General features: G+C 33.7%; 26 protein-coding genes and 1 other annotated feature. Of the genes, 24 read left to right on the forward strand and 2 right to left on the reverse strand.

Features of this window, described 5'->3' with window-relative positions; translation table 11 throughout:
* The 23 genes from AC1RPT_RS02175 to rpmF all read left to right on the forward strand — a co-directional run.
* Positions 1-1,555: DNA translocase FtsK (locus tag AC1RPT_RS02175; RefSeq protein ID WP_481761196.1), on the forward strand; the 1,555-nt coding region annotated here is incomplete at its 5' end.
* 69 nt (positions 1,556-1,624) lie between these two features.
* On the forward strand, positions 1,625-2,956 hold the full coding sequence (gene murC / locus AC1RPT_RS02180) for a UDP-N-acetylmuramate--L-alanine ligase (RefSeq protein WP_481761401.1): 1,332 nt from the start codon (positions 1,625-1,627) through the stop codon (positions 2,954-2,956).
* 297 nt (positions 2,957-3,253) lie between these two features.
* Positions 3,254-3,955 (forward strand): Bax inhibitor-1/YccA family protein, encoded by a 702-nt coding sequence (locus AC1RPT_RS02185; protein ID WP_481761197.1) that lies wholly within the window; start codon positions 3,254-3,256, stop codon positions 3,953-3,955.
* 152 nt (positions 3,956-4,107) lie between these two features.
* Entirely contained in the window at positions 4,108-6,789 is a 2,682-nt protein-coding gene (gene polA, locus AC1RPT_RS02190; RefSeq protein ID WP_481761198.1) for a DNA polymerase I, read from the forward strand.
* A gap of 21 nt (positions 6,790-6,810) precedes the next feature.
* Entirely contained in the window at positions 6,811-7,644 is an 834-nt protein-coding gene (mutM, locus tag AC1RPT_RS02195; protein ID WP_481761199.1) for a DNA-formamidopyrimidine glycosylase, read from the forward strand.
* Between the two features lie 2 nt (positions 7,645-7,646).
* Positions 7,647-8,246 carry a dephospho-CoA kinase gene (gene coaE, locus AC1RPT_RS02200; RefSeq protein WP_481761200.1) on the forward strand — a complete coding sequence of 200 codons (600 nt, stop codon included), beginning with the start codon at positions 7,647-7,649 and terminating at the stop codon, positions 8,244-8,246.
* Positions 8,247-8,278: 32 nt separating this feature from the next.
* Positions 8,279-8,767, forward strand: a complete 489-nt coding sequence (nrdR, locus tag AC1RPT_RS02205; RefSeq protein WP_409022693.1) for a transcriptional regulator NrdR — start codon at positions 8,279-8,281, stop codon at positions 8,765-8,767.
* Between the two features lie 6 nt (positions 8,768-8,773).
* The gene (locus AC1RPT_RS02210) at positions 8,774-10,174 is read left to right on the forward strand and encodes a replication initiation and membrane attachment family protein (RefSeq protein WP_481762173.1); all 1,401 of its coding nucleotides are present in this window, start codon (positions 8,774-8,776) and stop codon (positions 10,172-10,174) included.
* On the forward strand, positions 10,174-11,112 hold the full coding sequence (gene dnaI, locus AC1RPT_RS02215; RefSeq protein ID WP_409022691.1) for a primosomal protein DnaI: 939 nt from the start codon (positions 10,174-10,176) through the stop codon (positions 11,110-11,112). Before AC1RPT_RS02210 ends, dnaI begins: the two co-directional genes overlap by 1 nt.
* A gap of 327 nt (positions 11,113-11,439) precedes the next feature.
* Entirely contained in the window at positions 11,440-13,386 is a 1,947-nt protein-coding gene (gene thrS / locus AC1RPT_RS02220; RefSeq protein WP_481761202.1) for a threonine--tRNA ligase, read from the forward strand.
* Between the two features lie 59 nt (positions 13,387-13,445).
* Positions 13,446-13,583 (forward strand) — a sequence feature (ribosomal protein L20 leader region).
* Between the two features lie 56 nt (positions 13,584-13,639).
* Entirely contained in the window at positions 13,640-14,140 is a 501-nt protein-coding gene (gene infC / locus AC1RPT_RS02225; protein WP_409022689.1) for a translation initiation factor IF-3, read from the forward strand.
* Between the two features lie 25 nt (positions 14,141-14,165).
* On the forward strand, positions 14,166-14,366 hold the full coding sequence (rpmI, locus tag AC1RPT_RS02230) for a 50S ribosomal protein L35 (protein ID WP_057973380.1): 201 nt from the start codon (positions 14,166-14,168) through the stop codon (positions 14,364-14,366).
* Positions 14,367-14,424: 58 nt separating this feature from the next.
* Positions 14,425-14,784 (forward strand): 50S ribosomal protein L20, encoded by a 360-nt coding sequence (gene rplT / locus AC1RPT_RS02235; RefSeq protein WP_409022688.1) that lies wholly within the window; start codon positions 14,425-14,427, stop codon positions 14,782-14,784.
* A gap of 308 nt (positions 14,785-15,092) precedes the next feature.
* Positions 15,093-15,626, forward strand: coding sequence for a YqeG family HAD IIIA-type phosphatase (locus tag AC1RPT_RS02240; RefSeq protein ID WP_409022687.1), 534 nt, complete (start codon positions 15,093-15,095; stop codon positions 15,624-15,626).
* Positions 15,619-16,755 carry a ribosome biogenesis GTPase YqeH gene (gene yqeH / locus AC1RPT_RS02245; RefSeq protein WP_481761203.1) on the forward strand — a complete coding sequence of 379 codons (1,137 nt, stop codon included), beginning with the start codon at positions 15,619-15,621 and terminating at the stop codon, positions 16,753-16,755. The genes AC1RPT_RS02240 and yqeH overlap by 8 nt, the downstream gene beginning before the upstream one ends.
* A 17-nt stretch (positions 16,756-16,772) precedes the next feature.
* Positions 16,773-17,087: a ribosome assembly RNA-binding protein YhbY gene (gene yhbY / locus AC1RPT_RS02250; protein ID WP_409022685.1), complete on the forward strand. Its 315-nt coding sequence runs from the start codon at positions 16,773-16,775 to the stop codon at positions 17,085-17,087.
* A gap of 26 nt (positions 17,088-17,113) precedes the next feature.
* Positions 17,114-17,761 carry a nicotinate-nucleotide adenylyltransferase gene (locus AC1RPT_RS02255; protein WP_481761204.1) on the forward strand — a complete coding sequence of 216 codons (648 nt, stop codon included), beginning with the start codon at positions 17,114-17,116 and terminating at the stop codon, positions 17,759-17,761.
* On the forward strand, positions 17,754-18,347 hold the full coding sequence (gene yqeK, locus AC1RPT_RS02260; protein ID WP_481761205.1) for a bis(5'-nucleosyl)-tetraphosphatase (symmetrical) YqeK: 594 nt from the start codon (positions 17,754-17,756) through the stop codon (positions 18,345-18,347). The genes AC1RPT_RS02255 and yqeK overlap by 8 nt, the downstream gene beginning before the upstream one ends.
* Before the next feature lie 10 nt (positions 18,348-18,357).
* Positions 18,358-18,714 (forward strand): ribosome silencing factor, encoded by a 357-nt coding sequence (rsfS, locus tag AC1RPT_RS02265; protein WP_481761206.1) that lies wholly within the window; start codon positions 18,358-18,360, stop codon positions 18,712-18,714.
* A complete protein-coding gene (locus tag AC1RPT_RS02270; RefSeq protein WP_481761207.1) occupies positions 18,714-19,454 on the forward strand; it encodes a class I SAM-dependent methyltransferase in 741 nt (246 codons plus the stop codon). The genes rsfS and AC1RPT_RS02270 overlap by 1 nt, the downstream gene beginning before the upstream one ends.
* A 2-nt stretch (positions 19,455-19,456) precedes the next feature.
* Positions 19,457-20,608: a nucleotidyltransferase gene (locus tag AC1RPT_RS02275; RefSeq protein WP_481761208.1), complete on the forward strand. Its 1,152-nt coding sequence runs from the start codon at positions 19,457-19,459 to the stop codon at positions 20,606-20,608.
* Positions 20,609-20,688: 80 nt separating this feature from the next.
* Entirely contained in the window at positions 20,689-21,237 is a 549-nt protein-coding gene (locus tag AC1RPT_RS02280; RefSeq protein ID WP_409022679.1) for a YceD family protein, read from the forward strand.
* Positions 21,238-21,292: 55 nt separating this feature from the next.
* Positions 21,293-21,472 carry a 50S ribosomal protein L32 gene (rpmF, locus tag AC1RPT_RS02285; RefSeq protein WP_057973392.1) on the forward strand — a complete coding sequence of 60 codons (180 nt, stop codon included), beginning with the start codon at positions 21,293-21,295 and terminating at the stop codon, positions 21,470-21,472.
* A 79-nt stretch (positions 21,473-21,551) separates the two neighbouring features.
* Here rpmF and AC1RPT_RS02290 read toward each other — a convergent pair whose 3' ends face one another.
* Positions 21,552-22,055: a hypothetical protein gene (locus AC1RPT_RS02290; protein WP_481761209.1), complete on the reverse strand. Its 504-nt coding sequence runs from the start codon at positions 22,053-22,055 to the stop codon at positions 21,552-21,554.
* 184 nt (positions 22,056-22,239) lie between these two features.
* On the opposite strand from AC1RPT_RS02290, the gene gndA reads away from it, so the two are divergent.
* Positions 22,240-23,661, forward strand: a complete 1,422-nt coding sequence (gene gndA / locus AC1RPT_RS02295; RefSeq protein ID WP_481761210.1) for an NADP-dependent phosphogluconate dehydrogenase — start codon at positions 22,240-22,242, stop codon at positions 23,659-23,661.
* Between the two features lie 258 nt (positions 23,662-23,919).
* On the opposite strand, the gene AC1RPT_RS02300 is transcribed toward gndA, so the two are convergent.
* Positions 23,920-24,486, reverse strand: a complete 567-nt coding sequence (locus tag AC1RPT_RS02300; protein WP_481761211.1) for a hypothetical protein — start codon at positions 24,484-24,486, stop codon at positions 23,920-23,922.
* Positions 24,487-24,508 lie beyond the last annotated feature (22 nt).

Here is a 24,508-nt window from a genome sequence, read left to right on the forward strand (position 1 = left end):
ACAAGAAGTACAAGAAGTACAAGAAGTACAAGAAGTACAAGAAGTACAAGAAGTACAAGAAGTACAAGAAGTACAAGAAGTACAAGATAGCTATTATGATAATCAGTCAGATGAAGAAGTCAAAAGGTCAGATGCAAGTTATCAATTTCCATCACTTGATTTATTACCAGATCCTATTTTAGAAAATGCTGGTGAATTAGATGATTGGGTACTTTCTCAAATTGATGTATTAAATAATACATTGGAAGCATTCCATGTTAATGCAGAAGTTGATGGCTGGACAGTTGGGCCAACGGTGACCCAATTTGAAGTATCATTAGCTGCTGGTGTTAAGGTAAGTAAGATTACCAACCTTGTTGATGACTTGAAACTAGCGCTTGCTGCAAAAGATATCCGTGTAGAGGCGCCAATTCCTGGACGTAGTAGTGTTGGAATTGAAATACCTAATTTAAAATCAAGACCAGTCCTTCTCTCGGAAGTATTGAGATCTCCAGTGTTTATAGAAAATAAATCACCATTGACGGTGGCGTTAGGTGTCGATTTATTTGGTGAAGCACAAGTAACTAACTTACAAAAAATGCCGCATGGATTAATTGCTGGTGCTACAGGGTCTGGTAAGTCAGTTTTTATCAATAGTTTATTAGTTTCTATTTTATATAAGGCAACACCAAACGAAGTTAAATTGTTATTGATTGATCCTAAAGCTGTCGAATTAGCGCCATATCATGATATTCCTCATTTATTAGCACCTGTTATATCAGATGCAAAAGCAGCTTCGGCAGCTTTGAAATGGGCTGTTGATGAAATGGAAGAACGCTATCAAAAATTAGCTGCAGCTGGAGCTAAAAATATTGGTAACTTTAATCAAAAAGCAGAAGCTAATGGCGATTTTGGCCTAAAGATGCCGTATATTTTAATTATTATTGATGAATTAGCTGATTTAATGATGGTTGCTTCAAATGAAGTTCAAGAATATATTGCAAGAATTACACAAAAAGCTAGAGCAGCAGGAATTCATTTAATTCTGGCTACACAACGACCAAGTGTTGATGTTGTTACGGGTACAATTAAAAATAATATTCCAACTCGAATTGCATTTATGGTTTCTAGTCAAATTGACTCGAGAACTATCTTGGATACGGCCGGTGCTGAAAAATTACTTGGACGAGGCGATATGCTCTATCTAGGTAATGGATCAAGTCAGGCTGTTAGGTTACAAGGAACGTATATAGAAGATGAAGTAGATTTAATTACAGATTTTGTTAGAACTCAAGGAAAGCCAAGATATGCATTTAATCCAGATGGACTGAAAAAAATGGCAGATCAAAATGAACAACAAGATGATTTATTGCCAGGTATTTTAGATTTTATTGCGCACGAACAAACCATTTCAACTTCTAAATTACAGCGCGTCTTTTCAATTGGGTATAATAGAGCTGCCAATATTATTGACGAACTTGAAAATCAGCAACATATCTCACATGCTAAGGGGTCGAAACCTCGAGATGTGTATTTAAATGAAGATGAACTCAGACGGATGAGAGAAGAATTTTAACGACAAACTGAATATTAACTCATTTTATGGTAAAATTATGAATGAATAATGTCAGAAAAGGGGATAATGATGAATAACCAAAAAGTATATTATTTTGTAGGAATAAAAGGCTCAGGGATGAGTTCTTTAGCATTAATTTTACACGATCAAGGATTTAAGGTTGAAGGCTCTGATATTGACCAATATACATTCACACAACGTGGATTAGAATTAGCTAATATTAAGGTTTATTCATTTGATGAAAAAAATATCCATGAAGGTTTGACTGTAATTGCGGGAAATGCATTTACAGCGGATCATCCTGAACTTAAAAAGGCACGTGAAATGGGATTAGATATTGTCAGTTATCCTGAAATGTTAAGTCGATTAATGGAAGGTTACACAAGTATTGGTGTTGCCGGCTCTCATGGTAAAACAAGTACAACAGGATTGCTTGCACATGTCTTAAGTGGTATTGCACCAACGAGTTACTTAATTGGGGATGGTACTGGTAAAGGAAAACCTGATGCAAGATTCTTTGTTTATGAAGCAGATGAATACCGTCGACATTTTGTTGCCTATCACCCAGATTATTCAATTATGACTAATATTGATTTTGATCATCCAGATTATTTTACTGGTATTGATGACGTTTTTGATTCATTTGAAACAGTTGCAAAACAAACCAAAAAAGGAATATTTGCTTGGGGAGATGATCCTTTACTCCGTAAAATAAAAGCTGATGTTCCAATTTATTATTATGGTACAAAGGATTCTGATGATTTCCAAGCTCGTGATATAAAACGAACAACTAAAGGTTCTGAATTCGATGTTTATTATCACGATACATCATTAGGTCATTACCAAATTCCAATTTTTGGTGAACATAATATCTTAAATAGTTTGGCCGTTATTGCTGTTTCGTATTTTGAAAAAGTTGATTTAGAAGAAATTGCAAGTGAATTATTAAGTTTTAAAGGGGTTAAACGCCGGTTTAGCGAAAAGTATATTGGTGATATGACAATTATTGATGATTACGCACATCATCCATCAGAAATTAAAGCAACAATTGATGCTGCTCGTCAAAAATATCCTGATAAAGAATTAATTGCGGTCTTCCAACCACATACGTTTAGTAGAACTATTGCGTTGATGGATGATTTTGCAATTAGTTTGAATCTTGCCGATAAGGTTTATTTAACGGATATTTTCAGTTCTGCTCGTGAAACATCAGGTAATGTTTCTAGTGAAGATCTTGGTGCAAAGATTGTTAAGGGTGGCGAGATTATCAAACTTGATAATCTTTCGCCATTACTTGATTACAATAATGCAGTTGTTATTTTTATGGGCGCTGGAGATGTCCAAAAATATGAATATGCATATGAAGAATTATTGAGTAATTTAAGTTTTAAAAATAATTAGTTGCTGAAAAAGAAATGATTTTCGAATCATTTCTTTTTTATTACTTAATTTTTTTTTACGAAAAGTGAAAATTCTTGATAATTTTACATGATTTGGTACACTTGTCCTTATACATACAAGGGGTTATCCTTTAAAAAGGTTAATGCTGTATGAGGTTAAAAGTCATGTTGTATTCTGATTAAAATAAGTAGTATTGCTCTAACTTATTTCATTTTATTAAATTAGTTGTAATAGGTTTTAGTGTATTAATCACAATATTTTAAACATGATTTCTTAATTAACAAGGAGGAAAATAAGATGGATAATCAAAATAGCGTTATTATTAATGAAAAAGATGGATTAAATCATTTTTTAGCAAAATTATATGGGTATATGGCGCTTGCAGTTGGCGTTTCAGCTGTCACAGCATTTTTAACATTGACAGTATTTCAAAAATTAGTTTATGGCTTTATGGCAGAACATTCATGGTCAATTTGGGCATTATTTATTGTCCAATTGGTGGTTGTCTTAAATATTAACGTAAAGGCATCAAGGGCACCATTTGTAACATTTGCTTTATTGATGGGGTATTCTGTACTTGAGGGCGTAACGTTGTCGTTGATTATATCAATGTATTCAGTCGGGAATATCATTGCTGCATTTGCCGCAAGTTCGGCTGTATTCGTTACGATGACCATTTTAGGAAATGTTACTAAACGAGATTTAACTAAATTAGGCACACAGGCATTAGCAGCTTTGGTTGGACTAATTGTTGCTTCATTTGTAAATTTATTCTTACAAAGTGAACTTATTAATTACGTATTCTCATATATCGCTGTGATTATTTTCACCATTTTAACAGCGTGGGACACACAAAAATTAAGACAAGTATTTTTACAACGAGATAGCAATGTTTCAGTTTCTAACTTAGCTATGACAGGTGCACTAATGTTATATCTTGATTTTATTAATTTATTCATTTCATTCTTACAAATCTTTGGTTACGGTGGTAGAGATTAGTAATTCATAAATAAGAAGGTTAAACCTCCAAGTTAAGGATTTATAACTTGGGGGTTTTTATTACTTTATTGAGTTATTAGCGTATTCATTATTAATCACGGCTGATGTTTGGTAAAATAGAGATAGAGATTTTCAAAGGAGACGGATATTAAATGACTAATACTAATGAGAAACTACTATTGATTGATGGAAACAGTATTGCCTATCGTGCATTTTTTGCATTGTACCAATCTGTAGATAGATTTACAAACCAAGCTGGGTTACATACAAATGCATTATATGGGTTTAATAATATGTTGAATGTCATATTAGATACCGAAAAACCGACACATGTATTAGTTGCATTTGATGCAGGAAAGACAACATTTAGAACTAAAAAATATGATAATTACAAGGCCGGTAGATCAAAAACACCGCCAGAACTAAAAGAACAAATGCCATATTTTAGAGAATTACTAGCAGGATACGGCATTAAAACTTACGAATTAATTGATTTTGAAGCAGATGACATTATAGGCACAATGGCAAAAAAAGGTGAAGAAGCTGGATATAATGTGACTATTGTGACTGGAGATCGAGATTTAACACAATTAACAACCGATAAAGTAACAGTTTCTGTCACAAAAAAAGGCGTTAGTGAAATCGAAAAATTTACACCAGAGCATGTAATGGAAAAATTTGGATTAACACCATTGCAAATTATTGATATGAAGGGATTAGTTGGCGATACGTCAGATAATTATCCCGGTGTTACTAAAGTTGGTGAGAAGACTGCAATTAAATTATTAACAGAATATGACTCAATGGAGAATCTTTACGAAAATATTGATCAATTAAAGAAAAGTAAAATGAAAGAGCATTTAATTGAAGATAAAGATCAAGCATTTATGAGCAAAGATTTAGCCAGAATTCGACAAGATGCACCTATCACAATCGATTTTCCTGATACAAAATGGGATGGAAAAGACTTAGATAAGTTAGTTGCTTTCTATGAAAAAATGGATTTTAAAAAATTTTTAAGTCAATTAAATTTAAATTCAGCATCAGATAGTGTAGAAATGAATTTATTTCCAGAACCTAAAAAGACAGATTATAAAGTATTAACTAGTGATAATTTAGATGAATTATCTAAATTATCACAACCAATTTCTTTTTATTTAGAGATGTTGGAAGATAATTATCATACAGCAGATTTTGATGGATTTGCGATAGGTGATGGCAATCAATTTTTCGTAACACGAGATGTTGATTTGTTAAAATCTAAAACTTTAGTTTCAATTCTTTCAAATGATAAAATTAAAAAGAATGTATTTAATTTTAAACGTAATTATGTAGCATTGAACCGATTGGACATTCAACTTGCAGGAACTGAATTCGATCTTTTGTTGGCTTCATATTTGTTAGATACAAGTGATAATAGTAATGATCTTAGTAAAGTTGCACAGAAACATGATTACTATGACGTTAAGTCTGATGAAGAGGTATATGGTAAAGGCGTTAAACGTGCAATTCCAGAAGATGATGATATTTTCTTTAGTCATATGGCATCGAAAGTTGACGCCTTAAATCTTTTGAAAGAACCATTAATGGCCGGATTAGTTGATCATGAGCAAATGGATTTGTACACGGATATGGAACTTCCTCTTTCACTTGTATTAGCCAAGATGGAAATTCAAGGCATTAATGTGGATGCCGATAGATTGAAGATTATGAAAAAGGAATTTTCAACTATTTTAAGTGATATGGAAACTAAAATTTATAGTGAAGCTGGTGAAGAATTTAATATTAATTCACCAAAACAATTAGGCGTTATTTTATTTGAAAAATTAAAATTACCTGTTGTTAAAAAAACTAAAACAGGTTACTCAACTGCAGTTGATGTTTTAGAACAACTTAGTACAATAGCTCCAATTGCAGATTTAATTTTAAAATATCGACAAATTGCAAAAATTCAATCAACGTATGTTGAAGGATTATTAAAAGTTAGACATGAAGATAAGAAAGTTCATACAAGATACCTACAAACACTGACAGCGACAGGCCGATTATCATCTGTAGATCCTAATCTACAAAATATTCCGGTCCGCGTTCCTGAAGGTAAGAAAATTAGACAAGCATTTATACCTGAACATAAGGGATGGAAAATATTCTCATCTGACTATTCACAAATTGAGTTGCGTGTTTTGGCCCATATTGCGCATGATGCTAATATGCAAGAAGCTTTTAAAGAAGGAATCGATATCCATGCTAATACAGCAATGAAAATTTTTAGTTTAGAATCGCCAGATGACGTGACGTCAAATATGCGTCGAACAGCTAAGGCAGTCAATTTTGGGATTGTTTATGGTATTAGTGATTATGGATTGTCACAAAATATTGGGATTACTAGAAAACAAGCACAAACATTTATTGATACTTATTTAAATGAATTTACAGGCGTTAAGAACTACATGGAAAGCGTTGTGCGTGAAGCTAAAGATAAGGGCTATGTTGAAACATTATTCCATCGTCGTCGTTATTTACCAGATATTAACAGTCGAAACTTTAATTTACGTTCTTTTGCTGAAAGAACTGCAATGAATACCCCAATTCAAGGTAGTGCTGCGGATATTATTAAAGTAGCGATGATTAATATGAACAAAATGTTAGAAGAAGAACATTTACAAGCCAAAATGTTATTACAAGTACATGATGAATTAATTTTTGAAGCACCTGAAGAAGAAATTGCTATCTTGCAAAAGAAAGTTCCTGAAGTTATGGACGCTGCTGTTTCTTTAGAGGTTCCTTTAAAAGTTGAGAGTGCGTTTGGTGATAGTTGGTTTGATACTAAATAAAAAGTGGTTGGGGGTAATTATATGCCAGAATTACCAGAAGTTGAAACGGTTCGAAGAGGTCTTAGTCAATTAGTTATAGGTAAGACAATTAAATCAATTGATGTTTTATGGCCTAAAATTGTATCTGGGGATGTACTAGATTTTAAGCGTGAATTAGAAGGTAGAAAGATTGAATCAATCGATAGACTGGGTAAATACTTACTTTTTCGTTTTGATAGTAAAATGACAATGGTTTCTCATTTAAGAATGGAAGGCAAATATTTTGTCCGTGGATCAGATGAACCAATTGAAAAACATTCCCACGTCATATTTCATTTAACTGATGGGCAAGATTTAAGATACAATGATGTTCGTAAGTTTGGACGCATGCAACTAATCCCCACAGGTCGAGAACGTGAACTTTCGGGACTTAAGAAGCTAGGACCAGAACCGACAGAAGATGATTTTAAGCTCAGTTATTTCAAAAAATATTTATCTCGTAAGCATATGGCAATCAAGCCTGTGTTATTAAATCAAGAAGCGGTTGCTGGTCTTGGAAATATTTATGTTGATGAAGTTTTATGGATGAGTAAAATTAATCCGGAACAGCCAGCAAATTTAATTTCTGATAGGAAATTAGCTATATTACGTAAAAATATTATTCTTGAGCTAGCCACTGCGGTACAAGCTGGTGGAACAACAATTAGATCCTATACGGGTGCGTTTGGTGAGACGGGTTTGTTCCAATTTGATTTGAATGTCTATGGTCAAACAGGAAAACCATGTCCTAGATGCGGAGCGCCTATTGTTAAAATAAAAGTGGCACAACGAGGGACACACTACTGTCCACATTGCCAACCGTTAAAGGAAGTTTAAAAATGACTTATATTCTTGGACTAACTGGTGGCATAGCAACAGGTAAATCAACAGTTAGTCGTATTTTTAGAGAAGAAAATATCACAGTTATTGATGCAGACGTTATTGCGAGACAAGCTGTTGAACCAGAATCTGTAACATTAAAAATAATCATTCAAACATTTGGTGAAAAATATTTATCATTAACCGGGAATTTGAATCGAAAAGAGTTAGGTCAGCTAGTTTTTAATGATGCAACAGAGTTAAAAAAATTGAACGGCATTATGGTTCCTGCTATTAGAAAAGAAATCTTGTCACAAATAGAAGTCCAAAAAAAATTAGGTAGCCAGTTAATTATTTTGGATATGCCTTTATTATTTGAGCAAAACTACCAATTACTTTGTGATGCAGTAATGGTTATCTATGTACCTGAAACAGCACAATTAGAACGTTTAATGAAGCGGGATGAATTGTCTTTAGATGAGGCGATGTTAAGGGTTAAAGCACAATGGCCCATTCAAAAGAAAAAAGATTTAGCAGATTTTGTAATAGATAATTCAACAACGGTTGCCGTTACAAGGGTTCAAGTGCTAAACTGGCTTAGTAATCAAATTAATGGTTAAATAATGTAAATAAAAAATAATGAGGTGTCACAATGAAATGTCCACATTGCCAACATAATGGCTCTCGAGTCGTTGACAGTCGACCAACAGATGAAGGTCGCGTTATCAGACGACGTCGTGAATGTGAAAATTGTGAATTTAGATTCACAACATTTGAACGAGTTGAAGCTACACCACTACTTGTTATTAAAAAAAATGGAACACGTGAAGAATTTAATCGTGAAAAGATTCTTAAAGGTATTATCAGTTCTGCTGAGAAAAGACCAGTTTCAATGAAAGCTATCACTCATCTTGTGGATCAAGTGGAAAATAATGTTAGAGCATTAGGTGAAAATGAAATTTCTAGCCAACTAATTGGTGAATATGTTATGGGATTATTGGCTGATGTAGATGAAATTGCGTACATTAGATTTGCTAGTGTTTATCGCCAATTTAAAGATATGAGTGTTTTCTTAAAAGAATTAAATGAAATGATGGCTCGTGATAAAACACCTACAGATAAACCGGATTTGAAGGAATGATAATCAATGATTGATATATGCGGAAATATGAGTCCGAAAGACGGTTATGTCGTTTTAATGGATGAAAAAGTTACAAATGATGATATTGAACGACTAGACTACTTGTATCAACCTGTTATGGGTGTGATTGCGAGTGGTCTATTTGCTCTATTGAAAGGTGAGGCAGGTCAAAATCCACAATTATCTAATCGAAAGATGCATAGTGAATTACTTGCATTACTAAATATTGACATAGCAATGTTTTATGAAGCAAGAAGTGCCCTTGAAGCTTTAGGGCTTTTGAAGAGCTTTGAAAAAGAGGATGCAATAGGAAAAGTTGTTGTCTATCAATTGCGTCGACCTTTGCAAGCAACTGATTTTTTTACAGATGATTTACTAAGCACTTTACTCTGGGAATCGATTGGTGATGGTAGGTACAAAGAAATTACCACTCGATTTGCGTTACCAATTTTAAAATTAGATGGCTTCAAAGAAACATCTAAAAGTTTCTTAGATGTTTTCCAAGTTAATCAAGATCATTTGTCTAATAAACCTGATATTATTTCTGAAAGTAAAAAAGTTTTTTCAACGGACAAGAAGATACCGAAAAAGTTAGTTGAGTCAGGTAGTATTGAGTCATTTGATTTTAAATTTTTTATTGAACTACTGGAAAAGAGTTTCGTTTCTTTGGATAATATCAATGAACAGCGGGATTTAATTATTTCAGAGCATCTCTTGTATGGTATTGATGAAATCGAAATGGCCCAATTTATTGGAGATTCAGCTGACTTATCAACAAATGAAGTTGATTATAATTCATTCAAGCAACATATTGCTCACAAATATAATCAACAAATTAAACTGAAAAAACAAGAAGATTTAACAAGTAGTGATAATAAAAAGGTTAATATGAAATCTGTTGAAACGCTAAAAAAAGTTGGTTTTTCTGAAGAGGATTCGCAGTTAATTCTTGCGAGTGAAGCCTATAAACCTTTTGATTTTTTGAAATCGTTAAAAGAAAGCAAGGGTGGATATGTCACTGACAGTGAAGCATATCTGTTACAGCAACTTATTCAACGACAGATATTTTCTAATTCAGTCATTAATATTCTGATTCATTACATTTTGATTGACCGTGATTTATCAACACTTAATAAATCGTTTGTCGATACTATGGCTAATGATTGGTCACAGCAAAAAGTGAAGACACCTGAAGAAGCCATTAATCAGGTTCGACAATTTAACAATAAAAAGACTGAAACTAAGGCGTCAAACCAACGACAAAGAAAAATAATTAAAAAAGAGACATTGCCTGATTGGGCTAAAGATGACTATCAAGCACCAAAAGTGGATGTAAAAGTTGATAAGGATGAACTAAAAAGACAACTTGCTGAATTTAATAAAACAGCACCCAAAGGAGGAAAATGATGGAAGATTTAGGGACAGAAATCAAAAAATTTCTTGAAAAGGACAACCTGAGTGAAAGATATCCTAATGTTAATTATCGTGATTTAATGAGAAAAGTTTATGAAGATTCAGATGTCATCGCTTTTTTAGATAGAAATAAAGCTGAATTAACAGAGGATAGTATTCGACGCGCTGATGCAAAATTGTATGAATTCTTATCTGAAAAAAATAAAATTATTCTTGGTAAAGGAATGATAGCACCAGGTTATAAGCCACAATTGGTTTTGAATAATCATATGATTGATGTTTCCTATGTACCAACAGATTCTTTTATCGAGGCTCAAAAAAGTAGAGCATTAGCTAAGCGAGTTAAATCAATGAGTATGTCTAAAGATATCAAAAACGCGACTATGAATGGCTTTGATATGGATGAACGTGGGGATGCACTTAGCCAGAGTTTAAAATTTATAACAACATTTGTTGATAGTCCTAAATCTTATCACCAAGCAATGTATTTTTATGGTAGCTTTGGCGTTGGTAAAACATATCTTTTAGGTGCTATGGCCAATGAATTAGCAAGTCGAGGATACCAAACGACTTTAATGCATTTCCCTAGTTTTGCAGTTGAAATTAAAAATGCTATTAGTGATAATCGTGTTTATGACATGCTAAATGCTGTTAAAAAATCTGAAATTTTAATGATTGATGATATTGGTGCCGATGCAATGTCTAGTTGGGTTCGTGATGATATTTTAGGTGTTATTTTACAATATCGCATGCAAGAAGAATTACCAACTTTCTTTAGTTCTAATTTTTCGATGAAACAACTAGAAGATGAGCATTTACGTATTAGTCAAAAGGGTGAAGACGAGCCTCTTAAGGCAAAAAGAATTATGGAACGAATTCACTTTTTAGCAAAAGAAGTTAAGATTGTTGGAAAAAATCGTCGACCTAAATAAGAATAATAGTTGCTAAATTTCACTAAAAATGGTTAAATAGTTATTAAATTGATACGGAAGATTACATTCTTTTTTTATGTCCGCAGGGAGGGAAAGCATAGCTGAAAGCTTTTCTGGCAGAGAATAAGTGATGACCACTTCCATAATGTTGCCTGATTTTTATCAGGTCGGATTGGATCCGTTAAAATCTATGGAGAAAGTTTTGTTTCGGCAAAACTTTGAATTTGGGTGGAACCACGTTAATCGACGTCCCTAATACACGATTTTATTTGTGTATTAGGGACTTTTTTTGTATCAAAAAATATTAAAACAATGGAGGAAGTTAACATGTCAAAAATAAATATTACATTTCCAGATGGCGCAGTTAAAGAGTTTGATTCAGGTATTACGACTGAAGACGTTGCAAAGTCAATTAGTCCTAGTTTAGCTAAAAAATCAATTGCCGGTAAATTCAATGGTGTTTTGGTTGATTATCTTCGTCCATTAGAGGCAGACGGCGCTATCGAAATTGTTACTAAAGAATCTGCAGACGGATTAATCGTTTTATGGCATACAGCTGCTCAAGTTTTAGCTAATGCGTTACAACAATTATACCCAGGTATGAAATTTGGTATGAGTTCTGATATTGAAAATGGTTTCTATTTTGATACAGATAATGGTGAAACACAAGTTAGCGTTGATGATTTGAAGAAAATTCAAGATAAGATGAAATCAATTGTTAAAGAAAATTTGAAAATTGAACGTCAATTAGTTTCAAAAGCTGAAGCTCTTGAATTATTTGCTGGTGACCCATATCGTGCTGAATTAGTAGTTGAAGCTACTGATGAAAATGGACAAGTTGAAATTTACAAACAAGGTGAATTCGTTAACTTAAGCGATGGCGCACAATTACGCTCAACTGCTGATGTTAAAATTTTCCAATTATTATCAGTTGCTGGTGCATATTGGCAAGGTAAATCAAGTAATCCGATGTTACAACGTGTTTATGGTACAGCGTTCTTTAAACAAAAAGATTTAGATGCTGAATTAGTTCGTCGTCAAGAAGCACGTGAACGCGATCATCGAGTAATTGGTAATGACTTAGATTTATTCTTTGTAGATCCAAAAGTTGGTGCAGGATTACCATACTGGTTACCTAATGGTGCTACAATTCGTCGTACGATTGAACGCTACATTGTTGATAAGGAAGTTTCAAATGGTTATGATCATGTTTACACACCAATCTTAGCCAACTTGGATTTATATAAAACTTCTGGTCATTGGGACCATTATCGCGAAGACATGTTCCCACCAATGGACATGGGTGATGGCGAAGAGTTAGAGTTACGTCCAATGAACTGTCCTTCACATATTCAAGTTTACAAGCATCATATTCGTTCATATCGTGATCTTCCTATCAGAATTGCTGAATTAGGAATGATGCATCGTTATGAAAAATCAGGTGCACTTTCTGGTTTACAACGTGTACGTGAAATGACATTAAATGATGGTCATACTTTCGTTGCTCCTGATCAAATTCAAGAAGAATTTAAAAGCGTCCTTCGTTTAATGATGGAAGTTTATGATGACTTTGGGATTGCTGACTATTCATTCCGTTTGAGCTATCGTGATCCAGCTAACACAGAGAAATACTTTGATGATAATGAAATGTGGACAAAATCACAAAGTATGTTAAAAGGTGCTATGGATGATTTAGGCTTAGATTACTACGAAGCTGAAGGAGAAGCAGCATTTTACGGTCCTAAATTAGATGTTCAAACAAAAACAGCGTTAGGAAATGATGAAACGTTATCAACAATTCAATTAGATTTCATGATGCCTGAAAAATTTGAATTATCATACATCGGTGATGATGGTGAAGAACACCGTCCTGTTATGATTCATCGTGGACTTGTTTCAACGATGGAACGTTTTACAGCTTACTTAACAGAAATGTACAAAGGAGCATTCCCAACTTGGTTGGCTCCTAAACAGGTAACAATTATTCCTGTTAAAAACGATCTTCATGCCGATTATGCGCATGATTTACGTGCTAACTTAGTTGCTCGTGGTGTACGAGTAACGGTTGATGAACGTAACGAAAAGATGGGTTATAAGATGCGTCAAGCGCAAGTTACTAAAGTACCTTATATTTTAGTTGTCGGTGATAATGAAGTAGCTGAAAATACAGTTTCTGTTCGTCGACATGGTGAAGATGATTCAAATATCTTTACAAAAGAAGATTTTATTAACAACATTACAAAAGAAATTGCCAACTATAGTCGTAAAGCATAAAAAAGACTCATTTTAATTTGCTTGACAATGAGTCTTCAAGTTGGTATGATATAAAAGTTAAGAAAAAGCAGAGGCTCCCGCTTCTCGCCTGAAGAGACAAAGAGTCTCTGGGCAGAATATTATTGAAATTAAATTCCAATTAAAATGGATTTCAAGCGGGCTGCGATAATTTATTATTGTTGCCCGTTTTTCTGTGTTTTTTCTCAAAAAAATTTGGAGGTGCATTGCCATAGCAGTTGATAAAGTAGACAAAATGGTCAATGAAGGTATCCGCGCATCGGAACTTCGTTTGATCGGTGATGATGGCGAACAACTTGGTGTTAAAACGAAACAAGAAGCACTAGATATGGCAGAAATTGCTAATTTAGATGTTGTTGTTGTTGCCGCTAACTCAAAACCACCTGTTGCTAAGATTATGGATTACGGGAAGTACCGTTTCGAATTACAAAAGAAACAAAGAGAAGCCCGTAAAAACCAAAAGATTGTTAATGTTAAAGAAGTTAGACTTAGTCCAACGATTGATATTAACGATTTCAATACAAAATTGAAAAATGCCTCAAAATTCCTTGCAAAAGGTGATAAGGTTAAAGTATCAATTAGATTTAAAGGCCGTGCAATTACGCATAAAGAAATCGGACGTGATGTCTTGAATCGCTTCGCTGACGCAGCTAAAGAAGTTGCATCAGTTGAATCAAGAGCGAAGATGGATGGACGTAGTATGTTCATGATGCTTGCACCTAAGGCTGAAAAGTAAAGCTATATTAGGAGGATATTAGATTATGCCAAAACAAAAGACTCATCGTGCATCAGCAAAACGTTTTAAACGTACAGGAAATGGTGGCTTAAAACGCTCTAAAGCATATACAAGTCATCGTATGCATGGTAAAACTAAGAAACAACGTCGTCAATTAAGCAAATCAACTACAGTGTCAGCATCAGATAACAAGCGTATCAAACAAATGCTTTCACAAATGAAATAATAAATATAAATTAGACAATTGATGCCATTTTTAAATGGCTCAATAAGGAGGAATTTTCATGCCACGAGTTAAAGGTGGAACCGTTACACGTCAACGTCGCAAAAGAATGCTTAAATTAGCAAAAGGTTACCGTGGATCAAAACATATCCAATTTAAGGTAGCTAAACAACAAGTAATGAAATCGTACCAATATTCATTCCGTGATCGCCATCAAACAAAACGTAACTTCCGTCGTCTATGGATTGCACGTATTAACGCTGCAGCACGTATGAATGGTTTAAGTTACAGCAAGATGATGCATGGCTTGAAATTAGCTGAAATTGAAGTTAACCGTAAAATGTTAGCTGAATTAGCTGTTAAAGATTCAGCAGCATTTGCTGCTGTTGCAGAAGAAGCTAAAAAAGCATTAAGTAAATAATAACTTTTAAGAGGATACTTGACCAATTGTCAAGTATCCTCTTTTTTTAATAAAATTTCTGTAAATAAGTTAAGTATGTTATTTTTAGTGAAATCAAAAAAATTTTATGTGATATCAATGATTATGGTCTATGTAACTAATAAGACAAAATATAATCTTAAAAAGAGCAATATAAAATTGAAATAACTCGTTTCTATTATTTTAAAATGAGAAAATAAAATTAATTTCATTTGTTTTCATGGAAAACATGCAATTTTGTTGAAAGTACATTATACTTAGATTATTATTCTAAAATTGAGGTAGCTAACATGCTTGAGAGATATAAACCAACTTGGATGGTTGAATCAATTTATGATTTAACACCAGAGGATTTACAAAATCATGGAATTAAAGTTGTTATGACTGATTTAGACAATACATTAATTGCATGGGATAACCCAAACGGAACCCCAGAATTGAAGAATTGGTTAGAGCTTATAGCTGCGGCTTCAATTCCAGTGATTGTTGTATCTAACAATAGTCACGAACGTATTGAAAAGGCACTGGAACATATTGGATTACCATTTGTTTCCAGAGCTCTAAAACCATTTACAAAAGGAATTAACCAAGTTAAAAATGAATTTAAGATGAATAATCAAGATTTAGTTTTAATAGGTGATCAATTGATGACTGATATTGCTGCTGCGAATAATGCGGGCATTAAAAGTATATTGGTTAAACCACTTGTTGAATCAGACGCTTGGAATACAAAACCTAATCGTTTCATTGAAAAAAGAATTAAAAATCACTTAATTAAAAAACACGATTTTAAAACTAAATGGGGGAATTCATTGGATGACTGACATAATTGAAGTACCAGAAATTGACGAAGATCTTTTTTGTATTGGCTGTGGCTCAAAAATTCAAAGTGAAGAAGTAGATGAATTAGGCTATACACCTAAATCCGCAGTAAAAAAAGGACTTGAAACAAATGAACTATATTGCCAAAGATGTTTTAGACTACGACATTACAATGAAATTGCTGACGTTAAGTTAACTGATGATGATTTCCTAAAATTATTGAATCAAATTGGTAGTGCTGATGCATTAATCGTCAACGTTATTGATATTTTTGATTTTAATGGTAGTCTAATTCCTGGATTACATCGATTTGTGGGTGATAATCCTGTTTTAATGGTTGGAAATAAAGCTGATTTATTGCCTAAGTCATTGAGACGTTCGAAGTTAAAGGATTGGATGAGACAACAAGCTAATTTACAAGGATTACGACCAATTGATGTTGCATTGACAAGTGCAACAAAAAACTTTGCGATTGATGAATTATTAGAATTAATTGAAAAGTATCGTGAAGGCCGTGATGTGTACGTTGTTGGAGTAACTAATGTTGGTAAATCAACATTGATTAATCAAATCATTAAACAAAGAACAGGTGTCCAAGACCTGATTACAACTTCAAGATTCCCAGGAACTACGCTTGATAAGATTGAAATTCCATTGGACGATGATCGAGCTTTAATTGATACACCAGGTATTATTCATCAAGACCAGATGGCTCATTATCTATCAGGTAAGGCGCTAAGATTAGTTTCTCCTCAAAAAGAAATTAAACAACGCGTCTATCAGTTAAATGAAAACCAAACATTATTCTTTGGGGCTGTTGCAAGATTTGATTACATTTCAGGGGGAACTCCTGGTGTTGTCGTTTATCTTGATAATGATTTAATGATTCATAGAACAAAAACTGAGACTGCAAGTGAATTTTATGAGAAACATGCTGGTGGTTTATTAAATCCACCAACAGATGATGAAATGAACGACTTCCCAGAATTAGTTCGTTTTGAATTTAAAGCAACACAAAAAAGTGATTTAGTTTTTGCCGGACTTGGATGGGTAACCATTAATGAGGGTGCTAAAGTCGCTGGCTGGGCACCAAAAGGTGTTTCGGTTCTTTTACGTAAAGCAATGATATAAGAGGAGTTAACTAACATATGACATTAAGAGGCAAACAAAAAAGATATCTACGCAGTCAGGCACATCATTTACGTCCACTTTTCCAAGTTGGAAAAGAAGGCGTGTCTACTAACTGGTTAAACCAAATTCGCGAAGCAATTGAAAAACGCGAATTAATCAAAATTAACATGCTACAAAATGCAACAATTGATACAAATGAAGTTCGTATTTTTATTGAATCTAATAGTTCAATTCAAGTTGTTCAAGTGATTGGTCATACATTAGTGCTTTATCAAGCAGCAACAGATGTCGAAAATCGAGATATCTCTGACAAAGTTAATTTACTCGCTTAATTTAAAATTTTGAGGAGGTTTTTAGCTTGACTATTCAAGTCCAAAAATTAAAAGAAATTAATTTAGTTACGAAATTTAAGACTAAACCCATTCTTGATAATACGAAAAAGCGTGTTGGAATTCTCGGGGGTACGTTTAATCCGCCTCACTTAGGTCATTTAATAATTGCTGATCAAGTTTGTCAGCAATTAGGATTAAGTGAAGTTCGATTTATGCCGGATGCAACACCACCACATGTGGATAAAAAGGAAGCAATTGATGCAAAGTATCGCCTTGATATGGTTAATCAAAGTATCGCGGATAACGATAAGTTTAAGCTGGAAGATACTGAAATTAATCGCGGTGGTATTAGCTACACCTATGACACTGTGGTTGCTTTAAAAGCAGCTCATCCGGAAAATGATTACTATTTTATTATTGGCGGCGATATGGTAGATTATTTACCGAAATGGTCTCGTATTGATGAATTAGTAAAATTAGTACATTTTGTTGGAGTTAAACGAACGGGATTTGAACAAACAAGTCAGTATCCTATACTTTGGGTTGATGTACCAACAATTGATATTAGTTCAACACAAATTCGAGATAAGATAAAAAAAGGCTGTTCAATTAATTATTTAGTACCTAAGGCAGTCTCAAATTATATTGAGAAAGAAGGGTTGTATCGTGAATAATTTAGTTTATTCTAATAATCTTTTTAGTGGAACTAGAGAAGAATTAGTACAGATTTTGAAGGAAACTTTGAGTGAAAAAAGATTTCAGCATGTGTTAAATGTTGAAAAATCTGCAATTGAACTTGCTCAAAATAATAATGGTGATATTGAAAGAGCAAGTATTGCTGGACTTATTCATGATTATGCCAAGGAGCGGACAGATGACACCTTTATCAGAACAATTAAGCAAAAACATATGGATCCTGATTTATTAAATTGGGGGAATGCTATCTGGCATGGAATTGTTGGCGCAGAGTTGATACATGATGAATTAGGTATTACAGATGATAAAATTTTAACATCAATTGTGAAGCATACGACAGGCGATGTTGAGATGGATTTGTTGGATAAAATTGTCTACGTCGCTGATTTCATCGAAGAAGGTAGGACGTTCTCTGGCGTTCTTGAAGCACGAAAAAAAGCATTTGAAAGTTTGGATGCAGCTGTTGGATTTGAAACAAAACATACACTAAGTTATTTAATTAATACCAATAAAAGAGTGTATCCTAAAACAATTTTGACCTTTAATAAATGGGTCGCAGAATAGAGGAGTAATAATGAATAGTATAGAAAAATTAGAAATCGCAGTTAAGGCTGCTGACAGTAAACGTGGCGAAAAGACGGTGGCTATTGATGTCCATGAAATTAGTCTATTAGCTGATTATTTCATGGTGACACAAGCTGACTCAGCTCACCAAGTTAAGGCTATCGTCAAAGAAATTCAAGATCAAGAAGAACTAGCAGGTGTTGAAGTCCGTCGTATTGAAGGACGTAATTCAACTAGTTGGGTTTTATTAGATTTTGGAGATTTAATTGTGCATGTATTTAAAACTGAATCACGTGAATTTTATGATCTTGAAAAATTCTGGTCTGAAGGCGCATCTGTAGATTTATCAGCATGGATTGAAGAATAATGATTTATACCACCTTTTCAAAATTGTATGATCAATTAATGGATCCTGATTTATATGATTCTTGGCAAACATTTGTCGAAACACAAGTTCCTGATAAGAAAACTGAAATTCTTGAATTAGCTTGTGGTGCAGGTCAATTAGCAATTGCTTTAACGCAATCTGGTTATTCAGTCGTTGGTTTAGATTTATCTGAAGAAATGTTATCAATTGCTGACCAACACGCACAGGATGCGAATGTATCCTTGCCTTTAGTACAAGGTGATATGATGAATTTGGAAGAGGCAGAGTTACCACAATTTGATGCGGTAACTTGTTTTGCTGACTCATTTTGTTATTTACCTGACGCTGATGCTGTAGGAAACGTTTTTAAATCAATTCATGGATTACTACAAGAAAATGGTCGATTCATTTTTGATGTTATCTCAACCTATCAAACGGATGAGATTTATCCAGGTTATATGTACAACTATCAGGATGATGATCAAGCTTTTTTGTGGTCAACATTTAAAGATGAAGAGCCACACAGTGTCGTTCATGAATTAACTTTTTTTGTCAAAAATGATACTAACTGTCAATTTGAACGTCTAACTGAGGACCATCATGAACGAACATATTCAGTTAATACGTATACTGAATTGTTAAAAAATGCTGGATTTAAGAATATTAAAATTTCGGCTGATTTTGGCACAAGTCAAGTTGATGATAAAACAACAAGACTATTTTTTGTCTGCGATAAATAGGAGTGAGTTACTTGGACACGACTGGGGTTATTGTTGAATATAATCCGTTTCATAACGGACATTTGTATCAGATTAATCAAATAAAAGAAAAGTATCCTGATACGACGATTATTGCCCTTATGAGCGGACAATTCTTACAGAGAGGTATTCCAGCTGCACTTGATAAAGAGAGCCGTACGGAGCAAGCATTGCAATCTGGTGTTGATTTAATAGTTGAGTTACCCGTTGCATTTTCTGTTCAACCGGCTGATTTGTTTGCTCAAGGTGCCATTAAATTATTGGCCGGATTAAAGATAACCAGACTTGTTTTTGGTGCTGAACATCCTGATTTGGATTTTATGACTATCGCAACTGAAATTCAAACGTTAGATAGTGAGTTTAATCAGTTTAATGAAACGTATGCCACACAATATCAACGAGCTGTTTTTGAAAAAACAGGTGTTCAAATTAATCGGCCTAATGATTTGTTAGGTTTAGCTTATGCTGAAGCCTGCATAGCCGAAAAAGCCGAAATCCAGTTATGTCCGATTCAACGTATAGAGGCTGATTACCATGAAACAAAATTTGTTGATACTCAAAAAATTACAAGTGCAACAGCAATTAGATTAGCAGTTCAACATCAAGAATCGATTGTAGAAGTTGTTCCTAATCAAACTCGACTTGATTCAGAAAATGAAAGATGGGCCGATTGGACAGATTTTTGGCCATATCTTCGATATCAGTTGAGTCTATCAACACCAGGTCAATTATCGTCGATTTATGGCATGTCTGAGGGTATTGAGTATCGTTTGTTGCAGCAGTACGAAAAGTTGCCTGACGAGGCTAATTTTGATGATTGGGTCCAAGCCGTTAAGTCGAAACGAGTAACTTATACAAAAATCTCAAGACTAGCAACTTATATTTTGTTACAAATAAAGCAAAATGAAATTGACAAACAATATAAGCAGCCTTATTATCATGTCTTAGGGTTCTCAAAAAAAGGTCAAACGCTGCTTAATCATTTAAAAAAGGAAGTGCCATATCCTATAATAACAAAAATTAGTAAAAAGGATAAAGAGGGACTTTACCAATTAGATTATCGAGCAGGAATTATTTATGGGCTAGTTAGTCATAAAAAATCGGATCTTTTTAGAAGACCTAAACAAATTAATTAACATACTGTCAAGGATATACCATTGACAATGTTTTTAATCACAGGTATAATCATAAGCGTTGCATTAGGAGGCATATTTGCATGAAATGGTCCTTAGTTGAGTTAAAAAAACAAAGTGATGAACCACTTCAAGTTGACGAAATGTTAAACCTTTCCGAAGGATTAATGCTGCGCAACAAAACAATTACAGCTGTTTCAGAAGTCCATGTTACGGGCATTCTGTCAGCAGATCATCAAGATGTCATTGGTCATTTTAACGTTAGTTTAACAGTTGAAATGCCATCAACACGATCATTAAAGAGTGTCGATGTCCCATTAAATTTTTCAGTTGATGAATTTTATGTAGGCTATCGCGATAAAGCACTTGAACGGTTTGATAAAAATGATGTTGTAATTATTTTGGAAGAAGATATGCTCAATTTGAATTCTGTGATAGAGGATAATGTGTTATTACAGATTCCGATGCAGATACTGACTGATGATGAGAGAAAAGCAGAAGATTTACCAACCGGAGACGACTGGGAAGTTCTTACTGAAGATAAACTCGTACAGGTTAGAAAAGAAAAAGTTGATCCTCGATTTGCCTCATTACAAAATTTTTTTGATAATGATGGTTCTGAAGAGGAATAAACATAACAATACTTTTATTAAAAGTTTTGGATAATTTTAAAGGAGGTGTTTGATAATGGCAGTACCAGCACGTAAAACATCAAAAACACGTAAGAGAATGCGTCGTACGCATTACAAGTTAACTGTCCCAGGTATGAGCGCTTGCCCTAACTGTGGCGAATTAAGAAAATCACATTATGTATGTCCTAGCTGTGGTTTTTATGACGGAAAAGAAGTCGTAAAAGTAAACAACTAAATCTACATTAAGTAAAAAGCCTTAACAACCATGGTGTTAAGGCTTTTTCTGTACAAAAAAAATAAGATTCAATTGAATCTTATTTTTTTTCACTAATTTTCAAACTTATAATTTTGAAGTCTGTCTCTGGATCAAAAAATTGAAAAGGTAATTTGGCATGGCTTTCAATATAAGTTACATTTTTAGCCGGTGTTTTAACAGCCTTAAAAGTGGGCGATTTGATAGATTTAATTAAATCTATCAAATCTAGAAGTAATAACTCTGGTTTGTTACTAAGATTAGACCAGCCTGAAAATTCGGAACGATAATTTTTAAAGATTGTTTTTCTTATCGGACTGATGAAAGCATTACTACTGTCATTTTCGTAAGGAATTGACTGAGATGCGATAGTGTGCTGACTTGTGGTACTATAAATTTGAATTCGACTATCTTTTAAATCTAAAAAATCGGCCGTTAATAATTTGTCGTTAACTTGGACAACTAAGTCAAAAGTAGGGATATTGTTAGAAAATTCTGCTTTTGCGCGACTGTATAAAAAAGTATCGATGGCATAATATAATTCTTGTACTTCAACTAATTTCATATTTGAAAGACCTCCTGAAATCAGTATAACAAAAAAAGGTAAAATAGATAGGAATTTTTGATGTCTAGTGTATAATTGACGTTGAAAGTTAAATGGGTTTATTGACAAAGTCGGTAGCTGATACTTTCTTAGATTACATGGTTTTTGATTCACAAAAAATTAAAGAAATGTAGGAGGTATTATAATGGATAAAGCACAAATTGGTGTTATTGGAATGGCTGTTATGGGTAAAAATCTCGCATTGAATGCTGAGAGTCGTGGCCGTACGGTAGCTATTTATAATAGAACGGGAGCTAAAACTGAGCAAGTTATGAAAGACCACTCAGAAAAAAAATTAGTACCCAGCTACTCAATTAAGGATTTTGCAGATTCATTAGAAAAACCTAGAAGAATTATTATCATGGTAAAAGCTGGCAAACCAACTGATGCTGTTATTGCAGAACTATTACCATTCTTAGATAAAGGTGATGTTTTAATTGATGGTGGTAATACTTACTTTGAAGATACAGTACGCCGTAATGCAGAATTAGATAATTCTGGAATTAACTTTATTGGAATGGGCGTTTCAGGTGGCGAAATTGGTGCACTTGAAGGACCATCAATGATGCCAGGTGGCCAAAAAGAGGCATATGACCTTGTTGCACCAATTCTTGAGGAAATGTCTGCTAAAGCTAGCGATGGGACACCATGTGTGACTTATATCGGTCCTAACGGTGCTGGTCATTATGTTAAGATGGTTCATAATGGAATTGAATATGGTGATATGGAATTAATTTCTGAATCATATCATTTGTTAAGAGATTTATTAGGCCTCTCAGTTGATGAAATCGCTGATATCTTCTCTGACTGGAACAAAGGTGAATTGGATAGTTACTTGATCGAAATTACTGCTGATATCTTAACACGTAAAGATGATTTAGGCACTGGTAAACCTATTGTTGATGTTATCCTCGATCGTGCTGGAAATAAAGGTACTGGTAAGTGGTCATCACAGAGTGCACTTGAATTAGGTGTTCCTCAGTCAGTTATTTCTGAATCTGTTTATGCACGTTACATTTCAGCAATGAAAGAAGAACGTGTTGAAGCAAGTAAAGTTTTACCTAAACCAGAAGTTAAATTAGGTGAATTAGATAAAAAAGAATTAATTGAAAAAATTCGTGAAGCATTATACTTTAGTAAAATCATGAGTTATGCACAAGGATTTGAACAATTACGTGTTGCCTCAGAACATTATGAATGGGATTTAAACTTTGGTGATATGGCTAAGATTTGGCGTGCTGGATGTATCATTCGTGCCCGTTTCTTACAAAATATTACTGACGCATTTGACGAAAAAGCTGATTTAAATAACATCTTATTAGATGGTTACTTCAAAGATATTGTTAAAAAATATCAAGAATCAGTTCGAGATATCGTTGGTATTGCTGTTAAAGCTGGTATTCCAGTTCCTGGATTCAGTGCAGCAATTACGTATTACGATCAATACCGTTCAGAAGTTTTACCTGCTAATTTAATTCAAGCACAACGTGATTACTTTGGTGCTCATACGTATGAACGTACTGATAAACCAGGTTCATTCCACTATACTTGGTATACTGAACAATAAAAAAAGTTAATAAATATACTAAAAAAGGCTATCTAACAACGATTTAAAAGTTGTTAGATAGGCCTTTTTTTCTTTTGGTTACGCTTTTGGTTACGTTTGAGTTAAGTATCTAAATATTGTAATAGTTTTGAAGTTACTGTTATATAGATTTGGGTAATCCTTACATTGGAATGACCAAGTAGATCTTCAATGCTGTTAAAGGAGGTACCGACTCCATGTAAAATTAACAAACACAAAATTGTTATCACTCTTTAAAAATTAACGTTGATATCCTAAATTTGGAGAAGTGACTTTTCCAGTAGATTTATTGACGTCAAATTCTACCATGTGTGTTTCAGTATCGAAGACGGATACAATATATTTATTACCTTTATCTAAAGTATCGCTTGATTTAACTTTTGGTTCCCAGTCGCTTGTCTCATTATTGAATGATTTAAAATAGCTTAAAGCAAGTGATTCAGCTTTTGATTGCGTCATCTTAGTTGATGTAGATGAACTTGTAGATTTTTCAGTGGTAGTAACGTTATTTTTCTCAGCCTCAATACTAGAAGAGCTTGCGGCAATAGAACTTTCAGCTGCGGTAATTGAAGAACTTGCAGCTGAGATGCTAGATGCTTGAGCAGATGATTCTGATGATGCTTTACTTTCGGAAGTTGCTTTTTTTATGGACTCTTTCTTACTTGATTCCTTTTTAGCTTTTATAATACTAGATGATGCAGCCTCAGAAGATGAAGAATCCTTACTTGTATTCTTGCTATTCCCACATGCAGTTAGTGAAAGTAGTGTGATGGCAGTAATCCCGACTATTGTTATTTTTTTATTCATAACACAAATTCCTCCAAATATT

The sequence above is a fragment of the Dellaglioa sp. CoH-56-MRSF-11 genome (assembly GCF_056782135.1).

Coding starts and splice junctions, on each gene's coding strand:
- murC (WP_481761401.1), top strand. CDS start 1,625: ATGAATAACCAAAAAGTATATTATTTTGTAGGAATAAAAGGCTCAGGG.
- AC1RPT_RS02185 (WP_481761197.1), top strand. CDS start 3,254: ATGGATAATCAAAATAGCGTTATTATTAATGAAAAAGATGGATTAAAT.
- polA (WP_481761198.1), top strand. CDS start 4,108: ATGACTAATACTAATGAGAAACTACTATTGATTGATGGAAACAGTATT.
- mutM (WP_481761199.1), top strand. CDS start 6,811: ATGCCAGAATTACCAGAAGTTGAAACGGTTCGAAGAGGTCTTAGTCAA.
- coaE (WP_481761200.1), top strand. CDS start 7,647: ATGACTTATATTCTTGGACTAACTGGTGGCATAGCAACAGGTAAATCA.
- nrdR (WP_409022693.1), top strand. CDS start 8,279: ATGAAATGTCCACATTGCCAACATAATGGCTCTCGAGTCGTTGACAGT.
- AC1RPT_RS02210 (WP_481762173.1), top strand. CDS start 8,774: ATGATTGATATATGCGGAAATATGAGTCCGAAAGACGGTTATGTCGTT.
- dnaI (WP_409022691.1), top strand. CDS start 10,174: ATGGAAGATTTAGGGACAGAAATCAAAAAATTTCTTGAAAAGGACAAC.
- thrS (WP_481761202.1), top strand. CDS start 11,440: ATGTCAAAAATAAATATTACATTTCCAGATGGCGCAGTTAAAGAGTTT.
- infC (WP_409022689.1), top strand. CDS start 13,640: ATGGTCAATGAAGGTATCCGCGCATCGGAACTTCGTTTGATCGGTGAT.
- rpmI (WP_057973380.1), top strand. CDS start 14,166: ATGCCAAAACAAAAGACTCATCGTGCATCAGCAAAACGTTTTAAACGT.
- rplT (WP_409022688.1), top strand. CDS start 14,425: ATGCCACGAGTTAAAGGTGGAACCGTTACACGTCAACGTCGCAAAAGA.
- AC1RPT_RS02240 (WP_409022687.1), top strand. CDS start 15,093: ATGCTTGAGAGATATAAACCAACTTGGATGGTTGAATCAATTTATGAT.
- yqeH (WP_481761203.1), top strand. CDS start 15,619: ATGACTGACATAATTGAAGTACCAGAAATTGACGAAGATCTTTTTTGT.
- yhbY (WP_409022685.1), top strand. CDS start 16,773: ATGACATTAAGAGGCAAACAAAAAAGATATCTACGCAGTCAGGCACAT.
- rsfS (WP_481761206.1), top strand. CDS start 18,358: ATGAATAGTATAGAAAAATTAGAAATCGCAGTTAAGGCTGCTGACAGT.
- AC1RPT_RS02270 (WP_481761207.1), top strand. CDS start 18,714: ATGATTTATACCACCTTTTCAAAATTGTATGATCAATTAATGGATCCT.
- AC1RPT_RS02280 (WP_409022679.1), top strand. CDS start 20,689: ATGAAATGGTCCTTAGTTGAGTTAAAAAAACAAAGTGATGAACCACTT.
- rpmF (WP_057973392.1), top strand. CDS start 21,293: ATGGCAGTACCAGCACGTAAAACATCAAAAACACGTAAGAGAATGCGT.
- AC1RPT_RS02290 (WP_481761209.1), bottom strand. CDS start 22,055: ATGAAATTAGTTGAAGTACAAGAATTATATTATGCCATCGATACTTTT.
- gndA (WP_481761210.1), top strand. CDS start 22,240: ATGGATAAAGCACAAATTGGTGTTATTGGAATGGCTGTTATGGGTAAA.
- AC1RPT_RS02300 (WP_481761211.1), bottom strand. CDS start 24,486: ATGAATAAAAAAATAACAATAGTCGGGATTACTGCCATCACACTACTT.